The organism is Clostridium intestinale (genome assembly GCF_035905475.1).
Taxonomy (GTDB): Bacteria; Bacillota; Clostridia; order Clostridiales; family Clostridiaceae; genus Clostridium_T; species Clostridium_T intestinale.
Map to the genome: position 1 here is coordinate 2,087,244 of NZ_CP121166.1, position 26,009 is coordinate 2,113,252.

Below are 26,009 nucleotides of genomic sequence, written 5' to 3' on the forward strand. Positions count from 1 at the left end.
TTTGCAAGTTCATTATATAGAGAGTATAATTCAAATGATATATGTCATCAAGTATGCACTTATTTGTGTGATACTATCAAAAAGGAGAGTAAAAGAAAATGGTTGAAAAAGAAGAAATGGATAAAATAAAGAGTTGCAATAATATTGAGGGTTCCCATCCTATTGAATACACACTATCTGTAATAGGCGGACAGTGGAAGCTTCTGATTATATATTGGCTGTCTGTTAATAAAGTCATGAGGTATGGGGAACTTAAAAAAAGTATAAATGGAATTACACATAAGATGTTGTCTATGAGACTTAAAGAATTGGAGGATCATAAGGTGATTATAAGAACACAATACAATCAAATTCCTCCAAAAGTTGAATACAGCCTTTCTGAAAAAGGTTGGTCTTTACGCTCAGTTTTAAAGACCTTGTACGAGTGGGGAGAAGAGAATGAGTAGCATACAGATTGATTCTGTAATGCTACTCCTTTTGCTAACTCTATTGTTAGTCAATTCTACTAATTGATTTTAATTATTTAAAATTATCCTCATCTTCGCTATCTAATTCCTTTTCAATTTCTTCTTGCTTCCTTTTATTTAAATAATAAGACAGAAATGAAATAACTAAAAAACAAATAGTAGTACCTATAAAGATATATCCAAGCTTTGCTATGTCAGTTATACCTGCTAATACAAAAAGTATAATACAACTAAATAATCCTGATGTAATATCACTTATAATTATATTTTTCCAAGTATTATTCCCTTTAGGATAAATATCATTTCCTAAAAATATATTACTAGTTCTCACAAAAAAGACAGCACCTATAACCCCTGCTAATTCAACTCCAATTTGATAAAATGAACCATTAAAAAGAAATTTCTTAATCATAATTGCTATTAATAGATATCCTATTAATAGTTGAAAAGCATCGCTTTGGATTTTTCTCTTTGAGATTAAAATTCTCTCATCTTGATTTTTTAAACTTTTCATTACAGCTCCTCCCAAAATAAATCATTTAATGTTTTCCCTAATACCTTACATATAGCAATACAAAGATTTAATGATGGATTATAATTACCCGCTTCTATTAAACCTATTGTTTGCCTTGTAACTCCAACAGCTTTAGCTAAATCATCTTGTTTCATATCACATTCTATACGAGCTATTTTCATTTTTTTATTCTTCATACAAACACTCCTTATATTCCATATAATACATTATATATTTCTTAATGTCAAATATATATTGCATTATTCAATATAAAAAAAGCAAGATTTCTCCCGCTACTCAATAGTAACATGAGATGCCACTTTGTAAACTGATATGCAATGTTTATAACCAACAACTGAATATTTGTAAGCGAAACGCAACTTTTGAAATCGAAAAGCAAGTTTTGTAAATGAGAAGCTACATTTGTAATGAAAATGCAGTTTGATTTTTCCGTTTTATGCCGTATGATATTAAAATAGGCATGCTAAAAGGAAGTCGATTCTCTCTCAATTTTTTTGTAATCGGAGAATCCACCTCTAATATCAGTTCTATATGAGCTGTTGGCGGCATAGTTTATATTATTTTTGAGAAGAGCAGGTTTCATCATGATGTCACTGGCGGCAACCGGTGAACATCCTAGTTTATGTAGAACTTCTTCTCCGTGATAAAAGCTGAACGTTTCGTATGGGCTACGGTTGTTCAGTTTTTTCTTTGTATGAGTTGATGTGATTCATCATTAAACTAACATATTCCTGCGTAAGTTGATTAAAGTTAGTGCCTTTTGAAGTATTCTTCGAATCAACTCGTGATTTACTTCAATAGCACCTTTTGATACGGACTTCCGATCGCAATAAAATACATGTGTTCTCAACATAGGAAATGACCCCTATATTCAATGGCTTTAGGATTTGAAAATTCACTTCCATTGTCGGTAAGTATGACTGGGAAAAGCTTACTAAAAGCTCTTTTCCTAATGTTTCATCTAGCTGATTGAAAATATCAATTACTGATTTTGAAGTATTAGCGTCCCGCAAGAAAGCCAACATCATACTTGTATCCACAAAGTGTATGGTTAGAAGGCATTTGCCTCCTTTTGCTCCAATGACGGAATCCATCTGAACAACTGCTGTATCTGGATTTTTTTCAATAAATGCACTAAATGCTTCGTAGTTGCGCCCAATACGGCATCCTTTATCTACTTTGAACTCTGCCTTTTGTAACGTTCACGAAACTTTACCTTACGGGGTAAGTCAATATTCCTGACATCAAAAGGCAGGCATCGATATAGTTATAAATTGTTTTCTCACTGCACATAAGTTCATCTTCATGACTAACATATATTTGATGAACGGATTGCCCATTCTGAACGAGTGGTGAAATTATCTTATTCAACCGACCTATCTCGGCCTCAGAAACACATAATCCACTTCTGGATTGCGAGATAGATTCATGTGCTTTACGATGTGCAAGTTCTGCATCGTAAATACTTTTAATAGGGAGCACTTGCCGAGCGTTTCGCAGCCATTGCAAACGTAAGGAATGCGGAATCGTGCAGTACAGATTTCTAAAACGAAATCGGGGCAGTTATCATTACAGGATTGGCAGAGCTTACAGTAGACTGTAGCTTTTCTGGTGCAGTTTTTTTCACATACATCTTTTACCCTACAGTTGAACCGGTTCTTACAGGCATTAAATGGATAGCCCGGATAGCCGGTAGCAACTTCTGAAGTGTATTTACGCACTTCTCTAGAAATGGTAGTTGGATTTTTATCCAATCTGCGACTAATTTCTTTGAAGGAAAGACTTTCTTTCAGAAATTTTTGTAATTCAAGTCTTTCTTCATAAGTAAAATTTAGACATATATCCTCCATTCTGCCGCCAACTCTTTTAGGATATATGAATTTTAAACTTATCAAAACAAAAAAGACTGGTATGATCCAATCTTTTGTAAGCCAAGGTGCAACCGCCTTGCATATATATTAAATTTAAGAATTAATACTCAATTTAGAATCTATATGGTTGCGTTTCGATTTGCAATTGAGGAGATTTCTCCCGCTTTCTTATATTATAGTAAGTTTATTAGTTTTCAATAGAATCGATTTTATACTTCACATCATTTATATTTTAAAGCAAGGTTGCTTGGAAACATAGTCTACCATTACTATAGCCCTTAATAAGATTTCCTTCATGCTTTATATAAACAGGGGTATCTCCATATACAGGATAAATATATTTAACTTCTATTTCATTAGCTTTAGTTGTGTCGCAAAGTTCTTTTAGAATAAACATTCCTTGTACAACTGGATTCTCAGTAAGATGAATAGAATTTGTATCTCCTACTAGATGACTAAAATCTGCAATTTCTTCTTTTGAAAAATTACGCCATAAAGTTCCAGTATCTTCAACAATTTCAGCTTGATCAGAGTCTTTAACTGTTACATTCATCATTAAATAAACTGTCAATGTTTCTGCAATTTCACTATCAATGTATCCATTACAATTGATTACACAAAGCCTACTATTACCTTTTACAATCTCATTTTCATAGGTTTCTCTATCTGATTTTGGTTGAAACTGTTGATATTTTATTTTAGCAATAAATGCCCCCTCATAAAAAAAATCTTCCTTTGTAGTGAATGCTCTAAATAAATCAATCATTATATTTCTCCTTTTAAATAACCATTTATTTATAATGTTTTTAGCCATTTGTTTATACTTTTTTTCCCACTTAAAATAACTACATTTTTTTTATCTTTTTTAGCCTCGTTGAATAACTTTTGCCTTTCATTTTTCCTCTTTGGATAATCAATTAAGATATACTTCACAATATCAATATCAATTTTTTCTATACACCCTTCTGTAATATCAGGACGTTGAGTGCCTCGATACTTTAAATATCTTCTCACAAATCTATACAAACACGTGAATCTATTTATTTCTAGGAAAATAATTGTATCACATCTATTATACCTACCATCTTTTTTGTAATAATTAAACCTATTACCTTCATATATCCACCTATCCTTTTCTGATATACCTCTAGCTATATTTATCTGTTCATTTACTGGACGCTCCTGCCAATTATCTAACCAGAAAATTTTATCGTTATGATAAACTGGTATATTAAGTTTACTTCCGATAATATTCGCCAAAGTAGTTTTACCAGACCCTGAAGAACCAGTTATCCATATTCTCTGCAATTTATTTTCCTCCATATAAATAATAATTTACAATTGAGAATTAATTATATCATTCCCACTCCTCTTTTAAAATGGCATATATTACATCATCTGTCCATTCATTATTAAACCAAAAGCTCTTCTTAAAGTGGGCTTCTTTTCTCATTTTAAGTCTTTCCAGCAAAGCAACTGATTTAGTATTTCTCGGGTCAACAGAAGCGGTTATTCTGTGTTTATCTAAAATATTAAATAAGTAATCTATACTTCCTTTTACGGCTTCTGTAGCATATCCTTTACCTTGCTGTTTTTCAGATAATGTATATCCAATTTCAACTTGTAAATTTTCTTCATCACAAAAATGTATACCGATATCTCCTATAAATTCATTACTTTCTCTAACTATAATCCCAAGTTGATACCAAGTATCTGGTATGTTAGGAATTTTAGCTGTTTTTTCTAAAATAAATTCTTCAACTTCTTTAAGTTCTTTTGGTTTCCAAGTTTGAAATTTACTTACCTTTGGATCTGAACGATATTCAAAAATTGCTTTAGCATCCAATGGCTTGATACCTCTTAGTTCTAATCTCTCTGTTAAAATATCTATTTCTTTAATATTCATTACTTCTCTCTCCTTATGCCTTATGTAAAATTGTCTTTATATTCTAATTATATTATCACACTTGTATTGCATAATATAAACTATTAGTGTAATAATTATATTGAGGTGATAAGCTATGAAAAACAAAAAACCAGAAAAAATAGTAATAAAAGGTGGTTATGTAAAAACCCCAATTGAAGACATCCATGCTCACAACAAAGAAGTATCAAGAGGTACTGGCATTCAAAAAGCTAAAAAAGGCAAAGGCTCTTATAGTAGAAAAGAGAAATTTAAAGGAGGTTGTACAAGACAATCTCCTTATTATTTTTCATTTATACTTGAGGGTTATTCCCTTACCTTAAATCCTTTAATTTAAATAAGAACTATATCAAAATTCAATCATTCCATGCACTATTCCTATCTGTCTGGTTGAAAAGAATAATGCGCATGTATTATTTTCCATTCATCTGCTAGCAATTCTAAATATAATGTACATCTTACTACTGGTTCTGGAAAACTCTTATATTTTGATATGAAACATAGGCAAGCGGTTTTTTCTTTATGGAAAATATTTAAGTTTTCCATTAATAATGGCTCAACACTTCCTGATTCTGTTGTTTTTCCATTTTCAAAAAAGTCTACAAGTAATTTTAAATGTTGTTCTAAATCATAGGTATCATTATTCTTATGATTATCAAAATAAATTAATATGTTATTTTCATAATCATAAAACCTTTTTAATTTTTCAATATCCTTACTATAAAAACACTCATTATAAGAATTCAGAAAATCGATAAATGCTTTTTGCTCATTATTTTTGGTCTGCATAAGTTTCACCCCACAATAAAAATTATTTTCATTTACCTATTATTGTAAATTTATTTCCTGCTAATTTACATGCATATATTTATTTTTCTAAAAAAGTATTTAATTAATAAAATTCTCCCTCACCCACTCTTCACTGCTTATTACATTACTAAATCTTAAGCTTTGAGTAATTAGAGTTGCCTTATGAAGGTCTTTACTACTTATACTTCCAACCTTATTTTTTACATCTATAGTTCCAGTAGCATCTGATAAAAAATCAACTCTATATCCTTTATGAAAGGCTTCTCTTGCTGTCGTATCACAGCACATCTGAGTCATATATCCTGAGATAATAACTTCAGTTACATTTTCTTTTTTAAGAATCTCTTCTAAATTGGTTTCATGAAAACTACTTGGTTTGTTTTTTTCAATAATATAATCAAGATACTTCTCAAGAACCTTAGGGTGTATCTCCCACTCATTTGTATTTTTAATAAAGGTATCTCCAGAAAGAGAGGTATGCTGAACACCTATAACAAGAATCTTATTAGCTTTAGCATAATCCATAACCTTTAATATATTTTTAAGACTGTTATGAGGATAAGTAACCTTTAATTTACCTGTAAAATATTCATTTTGCACATCGATCACTAATAATGCTTTTTTCATATTCACTCCACCTTTACATTTAATTATCCTATTAGATTTGTTATACTAATGTTATCTTAAATCAAGGTTGAAATGTGAAAGGAATTCCTTAGTTTCACTTTAAAAATGAAAGGATTTTAAGCTTTATGTTTGATGAAATAGATTTGAAAATCATAGACATCTTAAAAACCAACTCCAAAACCCCACTTAAAGAGATTGGTGAAAAAGTTCACTTAACTCCTCAAGGGGTATCTAACAGAATTATAAGACTTCAGGATTTAGGCGTTATAACTCAGTACACCATATGTACTAATAATGCTCTTTTAGGCAACAATATCACTGCCTTTATCACTATTTTTATGAAAACTACAAAACATACTGAGCTTATAAAGTCTTTAAAAACAAATCCCCTTATAACTGAAGCCCATAGAATAAGTGGTGATGGCTGTTATTTACTTAAAGTTGTCTGCTCTAATATGAATGAAATCAACCTATTACTCGATAAACTTATGGAATATGGTACCTATAGGTTAAGTTTGTCCACCTCTTCAATAAAGGAGACTAATTTATGATACCTTAAGGACATCTAATATATCCATAACATTTTCAGCTATAAAGTCAGCTCCTGCGTTCTCAAGTTCTTTCCTATCTCCATAGCCATATAAAACCCCTATGGATTTTATACCTACTTGTTTTGCACCTATAACATCATGTTCCCTATCCCCTATCATAATTACTTGTGATAGATTCTTTATCTTACAACTCTCTAAGGCATGTCTAATAACATCTCCTTTTTTTGCCCTTGTCCCATCTAGGGTGCTGCCTGCTATATACGTAAAATACTTTGATAAGTTAAAATGTTCTAATATCTGTTTTGCAAATATTTCTGGTTTAGAAGTTGCTACAACTAACTCTTTATTATTACCTTTTAGTGCTTTCACCAAATCCTCAAATCCATCATAAATTAAGTTCTCAAATAATCCCTTATCTCTATAATATTCACGATAATAGTCTACTGCCTCTATAGCTTTCTCTTTTGAGAATCCGTAGTATTTTTCAAAAGAATCACTTAAAGGAGGCCCTACAAATTTACTTAATTGGCTCTTGTCCTCGACTTCAATACCGTATTTCTTAAGGGCATATACAATTGAATTTATTATTCCAACTCCTGAGTCTGTTATTGTTCCGTCTAAGTCAAATAGTATGTATTTATAATCCATTTACAATCTCCCCTTTCATAAATTAATTTTAACATTACCTTAAAATGAATACAAATTTTAGAAAATCAATTTTAAAAAGGATACTAAAAATAACGTATACCTTTAATAATCCTCAAATTCTCCTCCGCCCTTTATATATTCATAATAATGATTAAAAGCAGCATCCACTATTCTATTTAACGAAATGTTTATATCTGGATGTATATTCTTAAGCTCATTCATCTTTCTATAGGATGAACTTCTAATAGAAAAGGCTCTCCTTACCTCAACATCATCTTTGAAAGACAACTTTCTCATTTTTTCAATATTATTTACTATATCAGTTTTATCTGTATTTTCTTTTTCTAACTTTGTTTCACTACTTATTATTTTTGTAGTTTTATTTAAGGTGCTATGAAAGATTTCTCTTTCAATGTTATCATATGGTTGCATTTCCGCCCAATCTTCTATTATATCTTCTTCTAATAAATTTTCATCTTCAACTTTTGGTTCTAAATCATTTTCTCTACTCATTTTAAACCCCCTATAAAATATTTATATAATACTATATGCTTTTAAAAGAATTTTTGTACATTTGTACACTTGTACATCTGTACAGTTTAATTTTTGTAATATTGTACACTTTATTTTTTGTATTTCTGTACAATTGTACAGTTGTACAGCTGTACGTTTGTACAACTGTAATTCTAATTTTCATTAGACAATTTAATATATCTTTAAACATTTTTCGTTAAAATTTTATACTTGTACTTTGTTAAAATATCTTAATTGTGCGTATTTTATATTGATAGTAATTTCTGAGGAGTTGATATAAATGCCTGCAAAAACAAGTTTAGTTTCTAAATCACTAATATTAGAAATTGAGAATGGAACAAAAAGTTCTGGAGAAATACTCTATAGAAAAAAGACCTTTTCTGGATTAAATCCTAATGCTACACCTGAAGATCTTCTTGTTGTAGCAAAAGCTATAAAGGCTGTTTTAGCTGATAATACAGGTAGATTTCTTGAAAGCGATCTATCAGAATTAATTGAAGTTTAAAAAAGTAAGATTTATTAACAAGAGGAGGCAATATTATGGATAAATCTTTGACACTAACTTTCCTTACAGAAAACGGCGATAAATCAACTTTAACAATTGTAGGTATTAAGGATAACCTAAGTGATGAAGAGATACTTTCATTAATGGATACAATCATAGAGAGAAAAGTTTTCTTGAGTAAAAATGGGTTATTTATAGACAGTTATAGTGCAAAAATAACTACTAAAGAGACTCAGAAGATCGATTTTAAGAAAAACAATTAATATATTTAAGGTGGTTGGATTTTATTCAACCACCTTTTTTATAATATTTCTATTTTATTGAACTATAATAAAATAACAACAATAAACTATTAGTATATTAAACATAATAGGTGAACCGCATGTATGTATTAATTCCAGATGTTTTTTATGTTCCTGTTAGATATTCACTAAATAATGAAGCTCTATTTAATTCTAATCAAAATATCCCTAGGCAAATATTAATAGGAGTATCCCTTCCTAATCAAAGAGAAGATAGATGGATTAGGGATGCTACTGCCATGAAAAAAGAGGCTGATGCTCAGGGAGCTACTTTAAAAATAGAATATTTCGAATTCGATCCAGTAAAACAAGCTGAACAAGTAGCTGAAATGATAAAAGAAAAGGTCAATATAATAATCATTGCATCAATAGATGAAGAAAGCACTAAAAAACTAGTGGAAGATGCTCATGCTGTAGGCATAAAAATGATTTCCTATGAGGTAATTGCAAAAAACTCAGATATAGACTTTTTTATAGGTTTTAACAATATAAGAGTGGGAGAACTTCAAGGAAGATACCTTACCTCATATGTTCCAAAAGGAAACTACATTCTTTTATCAGGTTCCCCTAAAGGAGAACAGTTTAAAGAAGGCGCAATGGAATATATAACCCCTTTAGTTATAAATAGATCAGTAAAAATAATAGCAGATAAAGTAATTGAAGGATGGATTCCTCTAAATGCATATACAATTGTATCTGATATTTTAAACAATGTTACTGATAAAATAGATGCTGTTTTAGCGCCAAATGATGCAACTGCTGGTGCTGTAATAGCTGCTTTAAGTGAACATGGTTTAGCTGGTAAAACGGCTGTAACTGGTCAAGATGCTGACTTAGCTGCAGTTAAAAGAATAGTTGATGGGACTCAATTGATGACTGTATTTAAGGACAGTAGAGAACTTGCTAAAACAGCTGTGGATACTGCTATAAAATTAGTTAATGGAAGTGTAATTGATGTAACTAATGATATTAATAATGGTTTAAAGGATGTTCCCTCAATCCTAGTTGATCCAATACCAGTTGATAAAAGTAATATAGATAAAACCCTTGTTGCTACTGGGATTTATAAAAAAGATGAAATCTTTAAAAGGCTAAATTGAATAGTTTTAATTCAACTTAGCCTTTTAAAGTGTTATTGCTTCTACATCTTAAATAAAGTCCATTTACAGGTTTGGAGTTCATATTTTAATTCATAAATTTTATTTATTTTATCAATCATACTTTGACATCTAAAAACTAGCATGGGATTTCCAGCTAGTTTTTCTTTTTCTTTAAAAATCACTTTATCTACTTTAATTATAGTAGTAGATTTATCCTCATTTTTCATTCTAAATCTTATAGGACTAGGCTCACCAGCTTCAGTAAACCAGGCAATTACATCGATGGATTTAGCTATAACTTTCACTTAATACCAGCTCCTCATAATAAATTAGACATAACTAAATATTCATCTTCTCCTACTCCACCAGACATGTTTTTAACTCCTGATTTTATGAAGGATGAACGCACTATTGATTTCTGTCCGTATCTTAGCCTAATTTTGTCTATTACCTTATCTAAGTCACGCATCTTATCTACATTTCTGGAATCTAGAATATCATATTGATAAAATGCATTTGTAGATAAATCCGTAACATGAACACCTACATGACGCACATGTTCTCCCTTCCATGCTTCATTAAATAGTTCTGATGCAGTTTCTGCAATCTTTTGTGTTGAATCAGTTGGGCAAACTAATTTTCTTTGGTGAGAATAGTTTGTGAAATCGCTACTTCTTATAGAAATAGAAATAACCTTACAGTAGTTTTCAGACTTTCTAAGCCTCTCTCCAACCATCTCTGCAAGAGATAAAATTATCAACTGAATAGTTTTTCTATCTCTAACATCATAAGGTATAGTAGTAGAGTTTCCTATCCCCTTCATATCAATATTTTTATCTGCTTTTACCTCAGAATCATCTATTCCATTGGCATAGTTCCATATAAGTCTGCCATGACTCTTAAGGTGATAAGTTAAAAGACTAAGATCATAGTTTGCAAGCTCCCCTATAGTATAGATATTTAATTTATGGAGTTTAGGTAGTGTAGCTCTTCCTACCATAAATAAATCTTCCACAGGTAGTTTCCACATCTTATTCTTTATTTCATGTGGAAATAGGGTGTGTATTTTATCTGGTTTTTGAAAATCCGAGGCCACTTTAGCTAAAAGTTTATTATTTGATATACCTATATTCACGGTAAAGCCCAATTCATTTTTAATTCTGGCTCCTATTTCCTCAGCAAGTTTTATTGGATCAGGATATAAGTTCTCCATATTGCTAAAGTCTAGAAAACTTTCATCTACTGAAAAACGTTGTATCTTATTAGTGTATTCTTGTAATATTTCATTTAAGGCGTTACTGCACTGCATATAAAGATCATATCGAGGTGGAACTACCAACAAGCCCGGGCACTTTTGTCTTGCATTATAAAGACTTTCACCAGTTGTCACCTTAAACTTCTTAGCTAGGATAGATTTTGCTAGGACTATTCCATGTCTACTTTGCTCACTTCCACCAACTACACTGCATATATTCCTTAAATCTACTTTATCTCCATGCTGCAAGCGATAAACAGCCTCCCATGAAAGATAAGCACTATTAACATCTATATGAAATATCAATCTTTTATTCCCATTCATCTTTCACTACTCCTCTATTACCAATATTAATGAAATTAATATTATTATAGTGAACTAACGTTCCCATGTAAAGGGGGTGTTTTTATCAAACTCATAAAACATTAATAATATTTCTATTTTATTGAACTATAATAAAATAACAACAATAAACTATTAATATATTAAACATAATAGGTGAACCGCATGTATGTATCAATTCCAGATGTTTTTTATGTTCCTGTTAGTCGTTTACTAAATAATGAAAATCTATTTACCCCTAATCAAAACATCCATAGGCAAATATTACTAGGAGTTTCCCTTCCTAATCAAAGAGAAGATAGATGGATTAGGGACGCTGATGCCATGAAAAAAGAAGCTGATGCCCAGGGAGCTACTTTAAAAATAGAATATTTTGATTTTGACCCAGTTAAACAATCTCAACAAGTTGCTACTATGATAACTGAGCGAGTTAGTATAATAATTATTGTCCCAATAGATGAGGAAAGTACTAAACAACTAGTGAAGGATGCTCATGCTGTAGGTATAAAAGTGATTTCCTATGAGGCAATTGCAATAAATTCCGATATAAATTTTTTTATAGGTTTTAACAATATAAGAGTTGGAGAACTTCAAGGAAAGTACCTTACAACATATGTTCCAAAAGGAAATTACATTCTTTTATCTGGATCACCTAAAGGAGAGCTGTTCAAAGAAGGGGCTATGGAATATATAACTCCTTTAGTCCTAAATAGATCTGTAAAAATAATAGCAGATAAGGTAATTGAAGGATGGATTCCTATAGATGCATACACAATTGTATCTGATATTTTAAATAATGTTTCCGATAAAATAGATGGCGTTTTAGCACCAAATGATGCAACTGCTGGTGCTGTAATAGCAGCTTTAAGCGAACATGGTTTAGCTGGAAAAACGGCTGTAACTGGCCAAGATGCCGACCTAGCTGCAATTAAAAGAATAGTTTATGGAACTCAATTAATAACTGTGTTTAAGGACAGTAGAGAACTTGCTAAAACAGCTGTTGATACAGCTATTAGATTAGTTAATGGAAGTGTAATTGATGTAACTAATGATATTAATAATGGATTAAAGGACGTTCCCTCAATCCTAGTTAATCCAATAGCAGTTGATAAAAGTAATATAGATAAAACCCTTGTTGCTACTGGGATTTATAAAAAAGATGAAATCTTTAAAAGGCTAAATTGAATAGTTTTAATTCAACTTAGCCTTTTATTATTTTTTACTTCTTTATTAAAACTATTGGTGAATAACTTTTTCAAATCTAAAGAAATCTTCTCCGCCTGGTAATTCTTCATCTTCTGATTCATGTGAACCTGGATGATTTTTATTTAGATATTCTACTATTTTAAATCCACATTTATTTACATAAAAGTGGATATTACGTTTCTCAAAATATGGTGTATGAGTTTCCCAAACTTTGGTTTCAGGATGTTTTTCTTCGATGGCTTTCCACGCCTTATAGCCAATTCCATTACTATGGGAATCTATATTAATAAAAAGTAGATCTAAAGAATTGTGTTGTGTTTCTTTATCTATAACAACTACAGTTCCACCAACTTTTTTTCCATCTGATAATATATGATAAGCAATGGCTCCTTTAGCATTAAAAGATTCCTCTATAGTTTTATCTGAAGGGATAGGCTTATCTGATTCCTCCCCAAATTCTTTAACTATTGCATAAGTAAATGATTCTTGTAGGTCTTTTTTAAATTTCTGTAATTCCTCTTTTTTAGCTATGGTCAGTGTAACTATATTTTCTTTTTTATCTTCTATCATAAATTCTCCTCCTATAACTGTTACATATATGTTATCAAAACTACTTTTCTTTTACAATCTATCCCTTAATAACTATACTTCTTCAGCTTCAGCTCCTGAAAGTTTTTCTATAATCTTATCTTTATATACCATACCCAAAATAAATAATACTACTGCTATAATTGAAATTACTATTATTGAGGTATAGTTCTCATAATGTATATTAGCACCTATTACTACTGGAGCAGCTATTGATGGTAACCTCCCTACGAGTAAAATCACAAAAAACTTCATTGGTTTTATTGGTGTTAATCCTGCTAAATATATCAAAAAATCCTTTGGTAATCCTGGAATAATAAAAAACACAAATAAGGTAATAGTAAATTTTTTGCTATCAACAATATCAAAAATCCATTTATATTTTTCCTTATCTATTAGTTTTTCTACATAGGATGCCCCTATAAATCTTGTAAAGTAAAAAATCATAACTGACCCAATCATCATTCCTATAACTGAATAAAGTAATCCTAAAGGGACACCATATACATAACCTCCAGCAAGCTGAATTGCTTCCCCCGGAATTGGTGCAATGACAGTTTGTACTATTTGAAAAAATATAACTAAAAAAGCCCCAAACTTTCCTGTAGAAATTATATAATCTCTAAACTTATCAAGTGATGTAGTTAATTCAATAAGTTGTGGTAAATATCTAAATGTTAATATTACAACTATAATCCCTAAAATTATCAAGGCTATTTTCCCTAATAATATTTTTTTTGTTTTTTCCATAACTATCTCCTTCTTCATCTATGCTTTGACTTGATATTCTAAAGTTTATCTTTAACATCTTAAGATTTAGGTATATCAAATCTTAAGAAATCTTAAGTAGCTTTAAATGTATAGATTTAAGATATTTTGAGATATATACTAATAACATGCGGAGGTGATCAATGCATTATGAAAAATATTTTAATTGCAGATGATAATGAAGATATAAGAGAAATAGTTAGAGTTTTATTGGAAAGTGAAGGATACAATGTAGTTGAGGCAGTAGATGGGGAGGATGCTATAAACAAAGTGGATGATGAAATTGATCTAATAATCCTTGATGTTGTAATGCCTAAAAAGACTGGCTTTAAAGCATGTATAGAAATTAGAGAAAAAACAAGTGCTCCTATTTTATTTTTAACTGCAAAGTCCCAAGACTCAGATAAATATATGGCTTTTTCAGCTGGAAGTGATGATTATCTATCTAAACCATTTTCATATACAGAATTAGTATCAAGAGTTAAGGCCTTGCTTAGAAGATATTATGTATATAAAGGAAAAGAGATAAAAGATAGCGACAATTCAATAAGTATTAATAGCTTAATAATAAATACAAGTTCAAATGAAGCTTCAGTAGATGGAAAAGAGCTTATTTTGACAGAGATAGAATACAACATTCTTTTATTAATGGCACAAAATCGAAAAAAAATCTTTTCAGCCCAAAACCTTTATGAAAGCATATGGAGAGAGCCTTACTTCTATTCATGTAATAATACAGTTATGGTTCATATAAGAAACTTAAGAAGTAAATTAGAAGAAGATCCACAAAATCCTGAATATATCAAAACAGTTTGGGGAAAGGGGTATCGAATTGAGTAGAAAAGCTTTTTTCACTAAGTTAGAAGTAAAATTAATACTGTCATTAATCTTTTCGTTTATTGTATCTATTTTAATCTTTTTCTTAATAAATAACATTGGTCAAAAATTATTAAACAATTATTTTAATAAAACATCATTTTTATTAGATAAAAAAAAGCAAGCTATATCAGAATTTAAAGACTATGTTTCAGATAATAAGTTATCTATAAAAGATTATGATTCTCTAAAAAGCTGGACTAGTAATGAAAAGTATGTAGACATATATCTTTATAAGGATAATAACCTAGTTTACACTTCTAACTTAACTAGCGAAGTAACAAATTATGAACAATACAAGGAAGCTCCTATATTTCCTACTAATGTTCTTGTTGATATTCCTTTTGTTGATGGTAATGCTAAACTACATATGGAATGTTTTTTTGAGTATAAATACTACTATATATTAATATTCTTTTCAGTCTTTATATCAGCACTTCTTTTCATAATACTTATGCTGTTTTTTATTAATAAGAAGATAGGCTATATAGGTCAGCTTGAAAAGGAAATAAAAATACTAGAATGTGGGGATTTAAATTATAACATCTCTATAAAAAGTAATGATGAACTTTCATCCTTAGCTCAAAGTATTGATGATATGAGAAAGTCTTTTATAGAAAAGCTAGAAAGCGAAAATGAAGCAAGACTTGCTAATAGTGAGTTAATAACTGCTCTATCTCATGACCTTAGAACTCCTCTTACAGCATTAGTTGGATATCTAGATATTATAGAATATAAAAAATATAAAACTAATGAAGCCTTTAATCAATATATTCATAATAGTAGAGAAAAGGCATACCAAATTAAGTATTTATCTGATAAATTATTTGAATACTTTACAGTCTTCAATGCTAGCGACGATTTAAAATTAGAAATATTTAATGGAAATGAACTGTTTGAACAGTTGATTCAAGAGCAAATTTTAACATTAGGCAATAAAGGTTTTAACTTTATCGTTAATTCCTGCGATAGGCTGTTTTTTGTAGAGCTTAATTTAATATCAATTCGTAGAGTTTTTGATAATATTTTTTCTAATATATCTAAATATGCTGATACTTCTAAAGAAGTTAATATTAAATACTATATAGAAAATGAAAAAATAGTTATTACCGTAGAAAATAAAATAGATACTCTAAAAAGAGTTGATAGTACTAGTATAGGACTTAAAAACTGCAAAAAAATTATAGCCCTCCATAAAGGAGAATTTCATACCTTAAAAACAGATGATACATTTTTAGTTAAGTTGATCTTAAAAACATCCCCAACTTTAAATTATATTTAGGAAGTAATATATAAAAGCACTATAAAAAAGAGATTTACCATACTAATTTACTTAGTATGACAAATCTCTTTTCTTATATTTTCTTTATTTAACCAAAGAAAATATTATGTATATAAGTAACAGACCTATAAAAAAGTCCTCTGCTCCACCTGTTTTAAATAATTTAAAACCATAATGTTTTTTCTTAAGGGGATATAAAAATGGAACACCAGCCTTGGTTAATGAATCTAAAAATAAATGGGTAAAATAATTTACTCCCCATAAGATTCCTAACTGTTCATTAAAGGTATAAAGAAAATAAGAGCTTATCCCAAGTGCCAATAATGAATGTGTAAGGGTTCTGTGTTTTATTCCAAGGTATATATCCCAATCTGGGGCTATGGATCCTACTAATGCTATTGGAGCTATTAGCATATTATCTTTTGTGACGAGTGTAATTGTAGTTGCAATTCCCATAGCCAAATGAGTTCTTTTTAGCATATCTAAACACACCCTTTATTTTAATGCCTGTATATTATACCAGAATATACGTTCTCTGTCATTAAAATAAAGATTTCTATGCTAATATGTAAATATTCTATCTAATAAAACCATTCCTTGCAGATATCCCCCCTGCAATATTATAAACACTATCTTAGAGCAGACTATACCAATTATCATTCCTGCTATTACATCTGTTGGGTAATGAACATATAAATAAATTCTTGATAAAGCTATCAAAAAAGCTATTGCTAAAAATATTATTCTAAACTGCACAAAATAAGCTGATAAAACTTCTGCAACAGCAAAAGATGATAAGGTATGCCCTGATGGAAAAGAATATGATAAAGGCTTGTCAATTAATAAGTGCATACTCTCCTTATAACTACATGGCCTTGCTCTTCTAACTATATGTTTTATAATTCCTTCTCCAACTAAAGTACTGATAATCAAAGTTAATAGAACTACTTCCCCAATTAATCTCCGCTCTTCATTTATCATCAAAAACCCAGCAATTATAATCCATATAATACCCAAGTTGCCTAAGCTAGTTATTATGGGCATCGCTTTATCTAAATATCTATTTTTAATACGTCTACTTATAGTGAATAGTATATAATTATCAAATGTATGTATTCTTCTTAATATATCCATTTTGTGCCCCCTTTTTCTTATTGTTTATATTATTAACCATTTTAATTAGAAACAGATTAAAATATGGTTATTTTTTCTTTAAGAATTGTGAATCCTCAAGTTTTGTTATTATTTATGTTATAATAAAATTAAAATTATTGCAATGAGGTATTGTTTATGAATAAAAGTGATTTAAGTAGAAATTTATATATGCTTAAAGGCCCTTTAGCTAAAGAAGGGTACGACTGGTGGTGGCATAATTTTACTGGTTATAATACAAAAACTGGTGAAGCTAAAGCCTTTTTTGTTGAATACTTTGTTTGTAACCCTGCTTTAGGTGGAGAAAAAGCTATTTTAGGACAACTTCCTGAGAATATAAAAAATGGAGTAAAACCTTCCTATGCTTTGATTAAGGTTGGGCTAAACAAATACATAACTTTTATCCAATTAACGCCTTCTCTTCTGACGAAAATATTTTGAATGTGAAAATTGGAGAGTGTACATTAACTGAAAAACATATAGAAGGCCACTGTAGGGTTACTCCTGAAGATGCTAAAGACCACCCTGAATATATGTGTGATGCTGGTCAAATGTCTTGGAAGCTTTCTGTTGATAAAAAGATTACTTATAATGTTGGGTTAGGAGCCTCTAAATCCTTACGTAACTTAAATGCCTTTGAAATGTTTTGGCATGCAGAAGGAATTAAAACCGAATATTCAGGGATAGTTGTTCTTGATGGTGAGGTTTTTGATGTTATTCCTGAAAAATCTTATGGTTATGCCGATAAAAACTGGGGAAAAGATTTTACATCTCCTTGGTTATGGATAAGCAGCTGCAATATAAAAAGTTTAATTACAAATAAAACTTTAACCAATTCTGCCGTTGAGGTAGGAGGTGGAAAACCTAAAGTTTTAGGTGTAGCTCTAGATAGAAAGATTTTAGTTGCTTTATATTATGAAGGAAAAATGTATGAATATAATTTCTCAAAATTTTGGGAGAAATCAAATGTAGAATTTGGATTTACTGAAGGAGAGAGTATTAATAAATGGTTTGTTAATTCCAGTAATTCAGACTCAATAATGGAACTAACCTTAGAATGTCCAAAATCAGAAATGCTTTTAATAAATTATGAAGCTCCAAGCGGTAAAAAACTTCATAATAGATTGTGGAATGGTGGCACAGGATATGGTGAAATTAAGCTATATGAAAAAAAAGGCACTGAAAAAGTTCTTATTGATCATATGGAAATTAAAAATACTGGCTGCGAGTATGGAGAATATTCTAAATAAAAATAAGGAGTACTTCGCTTATGAAGTGCTCCTTTATTTTCTACACCTTTATTTAACATTATTATTTAATAAAACCATATGTATATGATCTTCCCAATTTCCATTTATCTTTAAATATTTATATGATAAACCTTCATTATAAAAACCTAATTTCTCAACTACTCTTAAAGACATTTTGTTTTTTGGCATAATATTGGCTTCAATCCTGTGCATTCCATACTCATCAAATATAATTTCAATTCCTTTTTGAATTGCCTCAGTTATATACCCCTTATTTATCTCATCTTTGTCTGATCTGTAACCAAGATAAGTTGATAAAAATATCCCTCTTACTATATTTGTAAAGGCTATGGAGCCTATTATTTTAGAATCATCTTCCTTTTTAAATACCCATAGTCTAAATGAATTATTATTTTTAATTTCTGTTAGTTCTTTATCTAGCTGCTCCTCATGATATTGCTTTGTATAAAACTCTTCATTTCTCACAGGTTCCCAGGCTTCTAAAAAGGACTTATTTCTTAAATAATAATCAACAACCATTTCTGCATAAGATTTATCTACTACTTTTAATAAAAGCCTTTCAGTTTCATAAACTGTTTTCACTAAAATCACTCTCCAAATTTATCTGCAATTAGTATAAAGACGTCTCTACCCAAAAGCATTATAGCATTAGTTATTAAAAGTACTAAGTCTCATATATTCCTCTACTATATACTAGTATTAACTAACATCCAAGCTTCAAATATATACTTAAACATTCTTATTTTTTCTTGTACACTTGTAGTTTTTAAGTTAGAATAATATTGTTAGGCAAAGGATGTTCTCAAAAAACATTTAACTTTTTATCATACATACTTTAAATTAACTTGTCAATAGTTATAATCACTCAAAAATTCAACTTACCTCTACCTCTTATAAATTCTCTAACTACTCTTCAACTTTTTATTTGGTCTTTTTTTTATTAATAACAATTTTTCTATATCTTTAGCTATTTCATCATCTACTCTATTTATGTATAACCATTTCCCATCATGATATTGTTTGGTATTGTCATAAAACTTATTAATGTATTCTGAGAATTCTTCTCTTGAATTTTCAAATTTATCGCGTTCAGCCTTTCCAAATATAATTAATATACACAACCCTTGTTCTTTTGGATATAAAGCACAGAGAGTTTTGCTGCTTTTACGATATTTAAGCTCATAAACCCCTGTTTTTCCTCCTTTATTCCATAAAATATCCATCTCATAGTTTTTTTCTATGAACTTGTTGATTAAACTCCAGTTTCTAAATATGTCATCTCCCATAAGATGTTTAAGCTCTTCTTCTGTTGGTATATTTTCAAGCATTCTACATACCTCCTCTTAATAATCTTACCTAAATTATAATATCAATAATATGACAACTGTTCGTCATATTGTTAATATTATTTTACCATTTTTATACTTTTATTGTAACCTTATAGTAATTGACTTTCTCTTTCTAGAAGCATAATCTTTAATTGTATATTATAAGAACTATTGGCGTCTTATAATTCAAATTGAAGGAGGATTACTATGTTAAAATACTTTAAGAAAAAAACTATTATTTGTACTATTTTTACTCTTTCATTTGTTTTCCTTGTAGGTTGCTCTAATTTCTCAAAACCTACAAACGAAGATAAACCTTCTACTGAATCAGAAAATAATGTATCCCAAAATCCTACTAATGAGAGCGGAAATACTGGTGGTGACTCTTCTTCTAAACCAAATACAACGCCACAAACACCGTCTAATTCTACTAGTCAAACTGATAATAAAACTATTTTAGATAATATTAAAAAGCTTGCTATAGAAGGGAAAATAATAAACAGCGAATTTGGAGTGAAAAACTCAAATCTTTCAGATATAGAAAAGAAATTAGGTACAGCTGACAAAACTGATTGGGTAGCCTCTGCAAAAGGCAACTACTCAACTTTCTCAAAACATAATTTAGTATTTGGTTCTAATAAAGGAGCTCAGATATTTGAAGCAAGATCTTTTGATCCTAGCTTAAAAACCCTAACACTTTCAGAAATAAAAAGCGCCTATGGAACACCGGCTCATGATGTAAAATCTAATGGAGAAGAAATCATAGGTTACACCTCTGGGGATGAATATAAACTATTATTTGTATTTTCTGCCCCTACTAAATCTAATAGTGATCCTAAACTAGATCATTATTCTGTTCTTTATCCCAAGGGAACAGTAAATTCTATGGCTAATGATCCAGGAAGAGAGTGGTAGTTAAAAAGGTCAGAATAAGTTAGTTCTTATTCTGACCTTTTATTTCTGAAATATTCTCTAAGTTTCTCTGCATACTCTGTTCTTTCCTCAGGTGCTGAGTTCCTTCTATCTGTTTTATATAAGTTGTCATTTTTATATCGTGGAAATACATGAAGATGATAATGCCAGACATCTTGATCCCCAGAAGGTTCATTATGCTGCCTTGTAGAAACTCCATCACATTTATATACTTCTTTTAATGCAATTGCAACATCTCTTTCAAAATCATGTATTTTATAAGATATTTGAGGAGATAAATCATATAAATTTTCTATGTGTTTATTAGGAATTATAATAACATGTCCTTTATTATTCTCCCACCATCCTGAAGCTATAAATGCTGTTATATACTCATCTTTATATATTATATCTTTTTGTTTTGTATATACATGTTCATTTTCTATCCCTTTAACTATGTTACAAAATGGGCAAATATATCCTTGTGGTTCATGATTATACATCATATTACCTCCAATAATTATTATATTAATTATATCCTTTTTACTCTATAAACTTCATCTATACTTCTAATTATTTGTATAGAATCATATAACTCATAACTTAATCTTCAAGTTTTTCTGACATTGGTTTATAGTACATTTTTAAACTTATTTTTGTCATCTCATCTATATTGTTATTTTCTGTATTCGTAATCCATCTAGAAAAAACATTATATAGTGCTCCTGCGTTAAAAGCTATCTGATACATATTTTCATCGCTTTTATCTAATATTTGAGACTGCATAGATTCTGTTAACCTATCTAAAATAACATGATTAAAGTTTACTTCGTATAATATTTTATAAATATCTTTTTGTTTATATAAAACTTCAAACATAGTTCTTATGAAAGCCTCAGGCTCTTTTGCTTTTCCTGTATTTAAATCAGTATATGGAGCAAGCTCCGTATTGATTTCAAATATAAGTGAATCTACAAGATCATTTAAAATGTCTTTTTTAGTATTATAGTTGTTATAATATGCAGTTCTTGATACTCCTGCTTTCTTTACAATATCTGTAACAGTTATACTGTCAAAAGGTTTTTGTTTTATCAAAATCACTAAAGCTGTATATATAGCTTCTCTAGTTAGCTTATTCGTAATCTTATTTGAGTAACGCTTAATTAGCTTTTCATCCTTGTCTGACATTACATATCCCTCCTATTTGTACGTTTTAAGGTTCATCTTATTGAATGTTTAAATTAACTTAACTATACTATATCTAATATGACATTACAAATGTAAGTTCAAAAGGAGAGATAAACAAGATGAAAAAATACTTTAAACTATTTTTAGGAATTTTATTACTTCTTTTATCGTTTTCTAAAGGTTTTTTCATAGGAATGCAGAAAGACACTTCCTTAGTTACTATGATATCAGGTTTTTTAATATATCTATATTATGAATTATTACTAAAAAGCAAAAACAAGCTAAGATTTATTTATCTGTTGATTACATTTATAGAAGTACTCTCTTTCACTATAAATTTAAATATTTTTAACTACATTTCAGGATTTTTACTTTTAGTATTAGCTGTAGTTGAATTTTTTTCTCTGCACATAGAGAAAAGAGGAAGAAAAACTATCTATAAAGTTGGTAAAGTCATATTTAGTTTTCTTGTTATTATTAGTGTGGTAGTTCTTATATTTGGTATCAATTCTAAGCCATCTAATAGTTTTACAACACCTAATTTTAAAAAAGTAACCTTAAAAGAAAATAATTTAGATTCAGAAGAAATAATGTTACAAAATATTGAGATAATGAATTCCTTTGGAAGCAGAGTCACTGGCTCTAAAGGACATAATGAGTTTATAAACTGGCTTAAATCAGAAATAACTGATATGGGCTTAGAAGTCCATACTAATAAATATAGCTTCGAACAATGGGAAGAAAAAACTTCTGAATTATCTATAGATGGAGAAAAGATAGAGGTATCCTCAGCCTATCCCTACTCTGGAATGACTGATAAAAATGGTGTAACAGGTGAGTTAGTATATATTAAAAATAATAATTACAAGCCTGCAAAAGGAAAAATTGCTGTTGTAGAAATTGATAACGCTAAAAAGCTACCTTTACCTCTTATCATGAATAAATTAGACTCATTTCCCCTTGATAATAATGTTATTTCAAGTGATGGTGATGTTGTTTTATCTTCAACCTTACAAACACCTAACTTAATTAAGTTAAAAGATTTAGGTGTAAAGGCGGTTGTTTTAGTTTGGAAAGGTGTATCAAATGAAAAAATAAAGGATCAATATCTTCCTTTTACAACTGATTATGCTGGAATACCTGCACTTTTCGTAAATGAAACAGAAGGTGAAAAAGTAATAAATTATTCAAATACTAAATCCACAGCAACTTTAACACTTGAAGCAAATACTCAATCAGATGCAAAAACTGAATCTTTTTATGTAATGTTAGAAGGTAAAAATAAAGATGAAACAATAATCATAAACTCTCACACTGATGGGGTTAACGTAGTAGAAGAAAATGGCGCCATTGCAATGCTTTCTATGCTTAAATACCTAAAGGATGAACCTTTAGATAAGAATATTGTTTTTGCTTTTGTAACTGGTCACTTTAGACTTCCAGTTTTTAAAGGAAGTTCTCAAGCAACTTCTACATGGCTTAATGATAATAAAGAACTATGGGATGGAAAAAATGGTCATAAAAAAGCTGTATCAGCCATCACTGTAGAACATCTAGGTAGTCTGGAATGGAAAGATGATGAAAATGGAGTGTATAAGCCAACTGGAAAAATTCAAAGCGAATACACCTATGTAAATAACTCTATTATGCTTGAGGTATGGAAGGAAGCTATTAAAGATAGAGAAAATACAAAAACGGTTTTTCTACATGGTCACAACAAGTTTGAGTTTGGAGAAAGTCAACCTCTCTTTGAAGAAAACATCCCTGTTATTGGCTTTATACCTATGCCAGATTATTTGCTAACAAACAGTAATAATAGAGAAATGGATAAATTTGATATCACCCTTATGCACAATCAAGTAAAATCTTTGTTAAAGGCAGCTTTAATATTAGATGATCTTCCTAAAGAACAACTTGGGGTTGGAGATGACTATAGTTATTTTTGGGGAAATACAAAATAAAAACATAAAAACTGTGCAATTACTCCCAATTGCACAGTTTTTTAATTATACTCTCTTTCCTCTAGCAACTTCATCCATAATTTTCATTACTTCTATGGAATCTTGCCAACTCATAACTTCACTTTCAAGTTTTCCTTCTCTTATACAGTTACTTACTTCTTCAATTTGATATTCAAAACCATTTATGTCAAAAGGAAGGTCTATTACTTCCTCTTTTCCATCTGATATTAAAATTACTTTTTCTCCACTTGAGTATCTTGGGATGCATATTCTTCCCTTGGTACCAATTATGTTAGCTTCTCTTATTGTTGGAGCATTTACTGCTCCATAAAGTTGCGCTTGTTCCCCATTTTCATAGGTTAAGGTTACAGATACATTTTCATCCACACCAGTTTTACCTATATAAAGAGTGCTATCAATAGCCTTTGGCTTGTTTCCAAATATAAATGCACTATAAGATATATTATATACTCCAACATCCAACAATGCTCCTCCAGCTAAATCCTTGTTATATATTCTTCCTTCTGGATCAAAAGGAACTAAACTTCCAAAGTCAGCTTGAAGTAATCTAACTTCCCCTATTTTTCCTTCCTCAATCAATTCTTTGGCCTTTCTATGAACTGGTAAAAATCTAGTTTTCATAGCTTCCATAAAGAATGCTTTGTTTTCTTCTGCAACTTTAATAACTTCTCTTATTTCTTTTTCACTTATAGTTACAGGTTTTTCGCATAATACTGCTTTACCATTTTTAAGGCACAATATAGAAAGTTCCTTATGAAAATTATGTGGAACTGCTACATATATTACTTCAACTTCTTCATCTTTAACTATTTCATCATAGCTTCCATAACACTTATCTTTAGTTACACCATATCTATTTCCAAAAGTCTCTGACTTCTCTTTACTTCTTGAAGCAACTGCTACTAACTCAACATTACTCATTGAAGTTACAGCTTGAGCTAACTTATTTGCTATTCCACCAAGTCCTATTATTCCCCACTTTATAGTTCTCATAATAATTCCTCCTTTTATCTTTATTGATATAGGAGAATTATACCATGTCTAAAAACAAAAAGTCACCTTATAATGTTTAACTATAAAGTGACCTTCTTTATTATAATATTCTTCCATCTCTACTTATAACTACAACTTCCCAAGGTATTACCTTACCACTCTTAAGCATAGCATTTTTAATAGCTACTTCTAATCCACCACAGCAAGGTACTTCCATTCTAACAAGTTTTAAACTTTTTATATTATTTTTCTCTAATATTAATGCAAGTTTTTCAGAATAGTCTCCTTCATCTAGCTTAGGACAGCCTATAAGGGTAACTTTTCCTTCCATTAAACTATGCATGTCTCTATAAGCATAAGCAGTACAATCTGCTGCTATTAAAAGTTCAGCATCTCTAAAAAAACCTGCTGTTGGCTGAACTAATTTTATCTGACATGGCCATTGTTTTAATGCAGAAACCTCATCCTCTTCTGATTTTTCCTTCTCTTTAGTTGACTTAATCTTATTATTTTGAGAAGCCATCCCAAACGGTGTAAAGTCCATTATATCCATGCTTCTATTCTTCTTTTCATTTTTGCTTTTGATTCTTTCTTGAACTGCATCATCATCATATTCTTCTGCTGATCTTTCAATTATATTAATGGCATCCATTGGACATCCTGGAAGACAATCCCCAAGTCCATCACAATATATATCACTAACTAAAGTAGCCTTACCATCTACAAGTTCTAATGCTCCTTCATGACATGCTGTTATACAAATACCGCAACCATTACATTTTTCTTTATCTATATTAACAATTTTTCTAATCATTTTAACCCCTCCACTATTAACTTATATTTAAATTATAGTAAATAAAGTTTATAAAATCAGTAACTAATGTTACCATCGTCACGGAAATTTACTTAGATTAATGTTACTTAGACATAAATATTAATATCTTAAATATTTTTTACCATTATTCCAATTAATTGAAAACATTGTAAATGCC

Annotated in this window: 34 protein-coding genes and 1 pseudogene; 13 read left to right on the top strand and 22 right to left on the bottom strand. The window is 29.8% G+C overall.

Features of this window, described 5'->3' with window-relative positions; genetic code table 11:
• Window positions 1-98: 98 nt before the first annotated feature.
• Window positions 99-446 (top strand): winged helix-turn-helix transcriptional regulator, encoded by a 348-nt coding sequence (locus P8F83_RS10810; protein ID WP_326514606.1) that lies wholly within the window; start codon window positions 99-101, stop codon window positions 444-446.
• 73 nt (window positions 447-519) lie between these two features.
• Here the strand turns inward: P8F83_RS10810 and P8F83_RS10815 are convergent, their stop codons facing one another.
• The 6 genes and pseudogenes from P8F83_RS10815 to P8F83_RS10840 form a co-directional block, all read right to left on the bottom strand.
• Window positions 520-981, bottom strand: a complete 462-nt coding sequence (locus P8F83_RS10815; protein ID WP_326514607.1) for a DUF6773 family protein — start codon at window positions 979-981, stop codon at window positions 520-522.
• Window positions 981-1,178, bottom strand: coding sequence for a helix-turn-helix transcriptional regulator (locus tag P8F83_RS10820; protein ID WP_073022475.1), 198 nt, complete (start codon window positions 1,176-1,178; stop codon window positions 981-983). Before P8F83_RS10820 ends, P8F83_RS10815 begins: the two co-directional genes overlap by 1 nt.
• Window positions 1,179-1,564: 386 nt before the next feature.
• Window positions 1,565-2,852: pseudogene (locus P8F83_RS10825) on the bottom strand (IS30 family transposase); the annotation flags it as partial.
• Between the two features lie 253 nt (window positions 2,853-3,105).
• The gene (locus tag P8F83_RS10830; protein WP_326514608.1) at window positions 3,106-3,639 is read right to left on the bottom strand and encodes a MaoC family dehydratase; all 534 of its coding nucleotides are present in this window, start codon (window positions 3,637-3,639) and stop codon (window positions 3,106-3,108) included.
• Window positions 3,640-3,668: 29 nt separating this feature from the next.
• Window positions 3,669-4,181, bottom strand: coding sequence for a P-loop NTPase family protein (locus tag P8F83_RS10835; RefSeq protein WP_315109496.1), 513 nt, complete (start codon window positions 4,179-4,181; stop codon window positions 3,669-3,671).
• A gap of 49 nt (window positions 4,182-4,230) precedes the next feature.
• Window positions 4,231-4,779 carry a GNAT family N-acetyltransferase gene (locus P8F83_RS10840; RefSeq protein ID WP_326514609.1) on the bottom strand — a complete coding sequence of 183 codons (549 nt, stop codon included), beginning with the start codon at window positions 4,777-4,779 and terminating at the stop codon, window positions 4,231-4,233.
• A gap of 115 nt (window positions 4,780-4,894) precedes the next feature.
• Between P8F83_RS10840 and P8F83_RS10845 the strand changes: the two genes are divergently transcribed.
• On the top strand, window positions 4,895-5,134 hold the full coding sequence (locus P8F83_RS10845) for a hypothetical protein (RefSeq protein WP_326514610.1): 240 nt from the start codon (window positions 4,895-4,897) through the stop codon (window positions 5,132-5,134).
• Window positions 5,135-5,175: 41 nt separating this feature from the next.
• Here P8F83_RS10845 and P8F83_RS10850 read toward each other — a convergent pair whose 3' ends face one another.
• Window positions 5,176-5,586: a nuclear transport factor 2 family protein gene (locus P8F83_RS10850; RefSeq protein WP_326514611.1), complete on the bottom strand. Its 411-nt coding sequence runs from the start codon at window positions 5,584-5,586 to the stop codon at window positions 5,176-5,178.
• Between the two features lie 99 nt (window positions 5,587-5,685).
• Entirely contained in the window at window positions 5,686-6,234 is a 549-nt protein-coding gene (locus P8F83_RS10855; RefSeq protein ID WP_326514612.1) for a cysteine hydrolase family protein, read from the bottom strand.
• 125 nt (window positions 6,235-6,359) lie between these two features.
• Between P8F83_RS10855 and P8F83_RS10860 the strand changes: the two genes are divergently transcribed.
• Window positions 6,360-6,785 carry an Lrp/AsnC family transcriptional regulator gene (locus P8F83_RS10860; RefSeq protein WP_326514613.1) on the top strand — a complete coding sequence of 142 codons (426 nt, stop codon included), beginning with the start codon at window positions 6,360-6,362 and terminating at the stop codon, window positions 6,783-6,785.
• Here the strand turns inward: P8F83_RS10860 and P8F83_RS10865 are convergent.
• Both P8F83_RS10865 and P8F83_RS10870 read right to left on the bottom strand, forming a co-directional pair.
• On the bottom strand, window positions 6,780-7,433 hold the full coding sequence (locus tag P8F83_RS10865; RefSeq protein ID WP_326514614.1) for an HAD family hydrolase: 654 nt from the start codon (window positions 7,431-7,433) through the stop codon (window positions 6,780-6,782). The genes P8F83_RS10860 and P8F83_RS10865 overlap by 6 nt on opposite strands.
• Before the next feature lie 102 nt (window positions 7,434-7,535).
• Window positions 7,536-7,946, bottom strand: coding sequence for a hypothetical protein (locus P8F83_RS10870; RefSeq protein ID WP_286905173.1), 411 nt, complete (start codon window positions 7,944-7,946; stop codon window positions 7,536-7,538).
• A gap of 301 nt (window positions 7,947-8,247) precedes the next feature.
• Between P8F83_RS10870 and P8F83_RS10875 the strand changes: the two genes are divergently transcribed.
• The 3 genes from P8F83_RS10875 to P8F83_RS10885 all read left to right on the top strand — a co-directional run bounded on the left by P8F83_RS10875 (window position 8,248) and on the right by P8F83_RS10885 (window position 9,874).
• Window positions 8,248-8,472, top strand: a complete 225-nt coding sequence (locus P8F83_RS10875) for a DUF1659 domain-containing protein (RefSeq protein ID WP_286905172.1) — start codon at window positions 8,248-8,250, stop codon at window positions 8,470-8,472.
• A 35-nt stretch (window positions 8,473-8,507) separates the two neighbouring features.
• Window positions 8,508-8,735 (top strand): DUF2922 domain-containing protein, encoded by a 228-nt coding sequence (locus P8F83_RS10880; protein ID WP_286905171.1) that lies wholly within the window; start codon window positions 8,508-8,510, stop codon window positions 8,733-8,735.
• Window positions 8,736-8,854: 119 nt separating this feature from the next.
• Complete coding sequence (locus tag P8F83_RS10885; RefSeq protein WP_326514615.1) at window positions 8,855-9,874, top strand: sugar ABC transporter substrate-binding protein; 1,020 nt, start codon at window positions 8,855-8,857, stop codon at window positions 9,872-9,874.
• A 41-nt stretch (window positions 9,875-9,915) separates the two neighbouring features.
• Here P8F83_RS10885 and P8F83_RS10890 read toward each other — a convergent pair whose 3' ends face one another.
• On the bottom strand, window positions 9,916-10,179 hold the full coding sequence (locus tag P8F83_RS10890; protein ID WP_326514616.1) for a hypothetical protein: 264 nt from the start codon (window positions 10,177-10,179) through the stop codon (window positions 9,916-9,918).
• A gap of 14 nt (window positions 10,180-10,193) precedes the next feature.
• Window positions 10,194-11,453, bottom strand: coding sequence for a DNA polymerase Y family protein (locus P8F83_RS10895; protein WP_326514617.1), 1,260 nt, complete (start codon window positions 11,451-11,453; stop codon window positions 10,194-10,196).
• Window positions 11,454-11,636: 183 nt separating this feature from the next.
• On the opposite strand from P8F83_RS10895, the gene P8F83_RS10900 reads away from it, so the two are divergent.
• Window positions 11,637-12,656 (top strand): sugar ABC transporter substrate-binding protein, encoded by a 1,020-nt coding sequence (locus P8F83_RS10900; RefSeq protein ID WP_326514618.1) that lies wholly within the window; start codon window positions 11,637-11,639, stop codon window positions 12,654-12,656.
• Between the two features lie 51 nt (window positions 12,657-12,707).
• Here P8F83_RS10900 and P8F83_RS10905 read toward each other — a convergent pair whose 3' ends face one another.
• Window positions 12,708-13,247 carry a GNAT family N-acetyltransferase gene (locus tag P8F83_RS10905; RefSeq protein WP_326514619.1) on the bottom strand — a complete coding sequence of 180 codons (540 nt, stop codon included), beginning with the start codon at window positions 13,245-13,247 and terminating at the stop codon, window positions 12,708-12,710.
• Window positions 13,248-13,319: 72 nt separating this feature from the next.
• Window positions 13,320-14,015 carry a TVP38/TMEM64 family protein gene (locus P8F83_RS10910; RefSeq protein ID WP_326514620.1) on the bottom strand — a complete coding sequence of 232 codons (696 nt, stop codon included), beginning with the start codon at window positions 14,013-14,015 and terminating at the stop codon, window positions 13,320-13,322.
• A gap of 168 nt (window positions 14,016-14,183) precedes the next feature.
• On the opposite strand from P8F83_RS10910, the gene P8F83_RS10915 reads away from it, so the two are divergent.
• Window positions 14,184-14,873 (top strand): response regulator transcription factor, encoded by a 690-nt coding sequence (locus P8F83_RS10915; protein ID WP_238902486.1) that lies wholly within the window; start codon window positions 14,184-14,186, stop codon window positions 14,871-14,873.
• Entirely contained in the window at window positions 14,866-16,191 is a 1,326-nt protein-coding gene (locus P8F83_RS10920; protein WP_326514621.1) for a sensor histidine kinase, read from the top strand. The genes P8F83_RS10915 and P8F83_RS10920 overlap by 8 nt, the downstream gene beginning before the upstream one ends.
• Before the next feature lie 84 nt (window positions 16,192-16,275).
• On the opposite strand, the gene P8F83_RS10925 is transcribed toward P8F83_RS10920, so the two are convergent.
• Complete coding sequence (locus P8F83_RS10925; protein WP_021801121.1) at window positions 16,276-16,671, bottom strand: metal-dependent hydrolase; 396 nt, start codon at window positions 16,669-16,671, stop codon at window positions 16,276-16,278.
• Window positions 16,672-16,752: 81 nt separating this feature from the next.
• Window positions 16,753-17,325 carry a phosphatase PAP2 family protein gene (locus P8F83_RS10930; protein ID WP_326514622.1) on the bottom strand — a complete coding sequence of 191 codons (573 nt, stop codon included), beginning with the start codon at window positions 17,323-17,325 and terminating at the stop codon, window positions 16,753-16,755.
• A gap of 156 nt (window positions 17,326-17,481) precedes the next feature.
• Here P8F83_RS10930 and P8F83_RS10935 point away from each other — a divergent pair, with 156 nt between their 5' ends.
• Window positions 17,482-17,784 carry a hypothetical protein gene (locus P8F83_RS10935; protein ID WP_326514623.1) on the top strand — a complete coding sequence of 101 codons (303 nt, stop codon included), beginning with the start codon at window positions 17,482-17,484 and terminating at the stop codon, window positions 17,782-17,784.
• 2 nt (window positions 17,785-17,786) lie between these two features.
• The gene (locus P8F83_RS10940; RefSeq protein WP_326514838.1) at window positions 17,787-18,593 is read left to right on the top strand and encodes a tocopherol cyclase family protein; all 807 of its coding nucleotides are present in this window, start codon (window positions 17,787-17,789) and stop codon (window positions 18,591-18,593) included.
• 48 nt (window positions 18,594-18,641) lie between these two features.
• Here P8F83_RS10940 and P8F83_RS10945 read toward each other — a convergent pair whose 3' ends face one another.
• Both P8F83_RS10945 and P8F83_RS10950 read right to left on the bottom strand, forming a co-directional pair.
• Window positions 18,642-19,196 (bottom strand): GNAT family N-acetyltransferase, encoded by a 555-nt coding sequence (locus tag P8F83_RS10945; protein WP_326514624.1) that lies wholly within the window; start codon window positions 19,194-19,196, stop codon window positions 18,642-18,644.
• Window positions 19,197-19,516: 320 nt separating this feature from the next.
• Complete coding sequence (locus P8F83_RS10950; RefSeq protein WP_315109542.1) at window positions 19,517-19,942, bottom strand: DUF3788 domain-containing protein; 426 nt, start codon at window positions 19,940-19,942, stop codon at window positions 19,517-19,519.
• 207 nt (window positions 19,943-20,149) lie between these two features.
• Here P8F83_RS10950 and P8F83_RS10955 point away from each other — a divergent pair, with 207 nt between their 5' ends.
• Window positions 20,150-20,857, top strand: coding sequence for a YjgB family protein (locus P8F83_RS10955; RefSeq protein ID WP_326514625.1), 708 nt, complete (start codon window positions 20,150-20,152; stop codon window positions 20,855-20,857).
• Between the two features lie 26 nt (window positions 20,858-20,883).
• Here P8F83_RS10955 and P8F83_RS10960 read toward each other — a convergent pair whose 3' ends face one another.
• Both P8F83_RS10960 and P8F83_RS10965 read right to left on the bottom strand, forming a co-directional pair.
• The gene (locus tag P8F83_RS10960; protein WP_326514626.1) at window positions 20,884-21,360 is read right to left on the bottom strand and encodes an HIT family protein; all 477 of its coding nucleotides are present in this window, start codon (window positions 21,358-21,360) and stop codon (window positions 20,884-20,886) included.
• Window positions 21,361-21,457: 97 nt separating this feature from the next.
• Window positions 21,458-22,042: a TetR/AcrR family transcriptional regulator gene (locus P8F83_RS10965; protein ID WP_326514627.1), complete on the bottom strand. Its 585-nt coding sequence runs from the start codon at window positions 22,040-22,042 to the stop codon at window positions 21,458-21,460.
• Window positions 22,043-22,161: 119 nt separating this feature from the next.
• Here P8F83_RS10965 and P8F83_RS10970 point away from each other — a divergent pair, with 119 nt between their 5' ends.
• Window positions 22,162-24,003 carry a hypothetical protein gene (locus tag P8F83_RS10970; RefSeq protein WP_326514628.1) on the top strand — a complete coding sequence of 614 codons (1,842 nt, stop codon included), beginning with the start codon at window positions 22,162-22,164 and terminating at the stop codon, window positions 24,001-24,003.
• A gap of 45 nt (window positions 24,004-24,048) precedes the next feature.
• On the opposite strand, the gene P8F83_RS10975 is transcribed toward P8F83_RS10970, so the two are convergent.
• Both P8F83_RS10975 and P8F83_RS10980 read right to left on the bottom strand, forming a co-directional pair.
• Complete coding sequence (locus P8F83_RS10975) at window positions 24,049-25,017, bottom strand: Gfo/Idh/MocA family protein (protein WP_326514629.1); 969 nt, start codon at window positions 25,015-25,017, stop codon at window positions 24,049-24,051.
• A 100-nt stretch (window positions 25,018-25,117) separates the two neighbouring features.
• On the bottom strand, window positions 25,118-25,831 hold the full coding sequence (locus tag P8F83_RS10980; protein WP_326514630.1) for an ATP-binding protein: 714 nt from the start codon (window positions 25,829-25,831) through the stop codon (window positions 25,118-25,120).
• Window positions 25,832-26,009: the final 178 nt, after the last annotated feature.

Excerpts from the sequence above, each read along its gene's own strand:
- P8F83_RS10810 (WP_326514606.1), top strand. The coding sequence starts at position 99 with ATGGTTGAAAAAGAAGAAATGGATAAAATAAAGAGTTGCAATAATATT.
- P8F83_RS10865 (WP_326514614.1), bottom strand. The coding sequence starts at position 7,433 with ATGGATTATAAATACATACTATTTGACTTAGACGGAACAATAACAGAC.
- P8F83_RS10850 (WP_326514611.1), bottom strand. The coding sequence starts at position 5,586 with ATGCAGACCAAAAATAATGAGCAAAAAGCATTTATCGATTTTCTGAAT.
- P8F83_RS10970 (WP_326514628.1), top strand. The coding sequence starts at position 22,162 with ATGAAAAAATACTTTAAACTATTTTTAGGAATTTTATTACTTCTTTTA.
- P8F83_RS10980 (WP_326514630.1), bottom strand. The coding sequence starts at position 25,831 with ATGATTAGAAAAATTGTTAATATAGATAAAGAAAAATGTAATGGTTGC.
- P8F83_RS10955 (WP_326514625.1), top strand. The coding sequence starts at position 20,150 with ATGTTAAAATACTTTAAGAAAAAAACTATTATTTGTACTATTTTTACT.
- P8F83_RS10855 (WP_326514612.1), bottom strand. The coding sequence starts at position 6,234 with ATGAAAAAAGCATTATTAGTGATCGATGTGCAAAATGAATATTTTACA.
- P8F83_RS10875 (WP_286905172.1), top strand. The coding sequence starts at position 8,248 with ATGCCTGCAAAAACAAGTTTAGTTTCTAAATCACTAATATTAGAAATT.
- P8F83_RS10880 (WP_286905171.1), top strand. The coding sequence starts at position 8,508 with ATGGATAAATCTTTGACACTAACTTTCCTTACAGAAAACGGCGATAAA.
- P8F83_RS10820 (WP_073022475.1), bottom strand. The coding sequence starts at position 1,178 with ATGAAGAATAAAAAAATGAAAATAGCTCGTATAGAATGTGATATGAAA.
- P8F83_RS10900 (WP_326514618.1), top strand. The coding sequence starts at position 11,637 with ATGTATGTATCAATTCCAGATGTTTTTTATGTTCCTGTTAGTCGTTTA.
- P8F83_RS10910 (WP_326514620.1), bottom strand. The coding sequence starts at position 14,015 with ATGGAAAAAACAAAAAAAATATTATTAGGGAAAATAGCCTTGATAATT.
- P8F83_RS10830 (WP_326514608.1), bottom strand. The coding sequence starts at position 3,639 with ATGATTGATTTATTTAGAGCATTCACTACAAAGGAAGATTTTTTTTAT.
- P8F83_RS10930 (WP_326514622.1), bottom strand. The coding sequence starts at position 17,325 with ATGGATATATTAAGAAGAATACATACATTTGATAATTATATACTATTC.
- P8F83_RS10925 (WP_021801121.1), bottom strand. The coding sequence starts at position 16,671 with ATGCTAAAAAGAACTCATTTGGCTATGGGAATTGCAACTACAATTACA.
- P8F83_RS10965 (WP_326514627.1), bottom strand. The coding sequence starts at position 22,042 with ATGTCAGACAAGGATGAAAAGCTAATTAAGCGTTACTCAAATAAGATT.
- P8F83_RS10870 (WP_286905173.1), bottom strand. The coding sequence starts at position 7,946 with ATGAGTAGAGAAAATGATTTAGAACCAAAAGTTGAAGATGAAAATTTA.
- P8F83_RS10840 (WP_326514609.1), bottom strand. The coding sequence starts at position 4,779 with ATGAATATTAAAGAAATAGATATTTTAACAGAGAGATTAGAACTAAGA.
- P8F83_RS10860 (WP_326514613.1), top strand. The coding sequence starts at position 6,360 with ATGTTTGATGAAATAGATTTGAAAATCATAGACATCTTAAAAACCAAC.
- P8F83_RS10975 (WP_326514629.1), bottom strand. The coding sequence starts at position 25,017 with ATGAGAACTATAAAGTGGGGAATAATAGGACTTGGTGGAATAGCAAAT.
- P8F83_RS10905 (WP_326514619.1), bottom strand. The coding sequence starts at position 13,247 with ATGATAGAAGATAAAAAAGAAAATATAGTTACACTGACCATAGCTAAA.
- P8F83_RS10895 (WP_326514617.1), bottom strand. The coding sequence starts at position 11,453 with ATGAATGGGAATAAAAGATTGATATTTCATATAGATGTTAATAGTGCT.
- P8F83_RS10915 (WP_238902486.1), top strand. The coding sequence starts at position 14,184 with ATGAAAAATATTTTAATTGCAGATGATAATGAAGATATAAGAGAAATA.
- P8F83_RS10935 (WP_326514623.1), top strand. The coding sequence starts at position 17,482 with ATGAATAAAAGTGATTTAAGTAGAAATTTATATATGCTTAAAGGCCCT.
- P8F83_RS10815 (WP_326514607.1), bottom strand. The coding sequence starts at position 981 with ATGAAAAGTTTAAAAAATCAAGATGAGAGAATTTTAATCTCAAAGAGA.
- P8F83_RS10960 (WP_326514626.1), bottom strand. The coding sequence starts at position 21,360 with ATGATGTATAATCATGAACCACAAGGATATATTTGCCCATTTTGTAAC.
- P8F83_RS10885 (WP_326514615.1), top strand. The coding sequence starts at position 8,855 with ATGTATGTATTAATTCCAGATGTTTTTTATGTTCCTGTTAGATATTCA.
- P8F83_RS10950 (WP_315109542.1), bottom strand. The coding sequence starts at position 19,942 with ATGCTTGAAAATATACCAACAGAAGAAGAGCTTAAACATCTTATGGGA.
- P8F83_RS10845 (WP_326514610.1), top strand. The coding sequence starts at position 4,895 with ATGAAAAACAAAAAACCAGAAAAAATAGTAATAAAAGGTGGTTATGTA.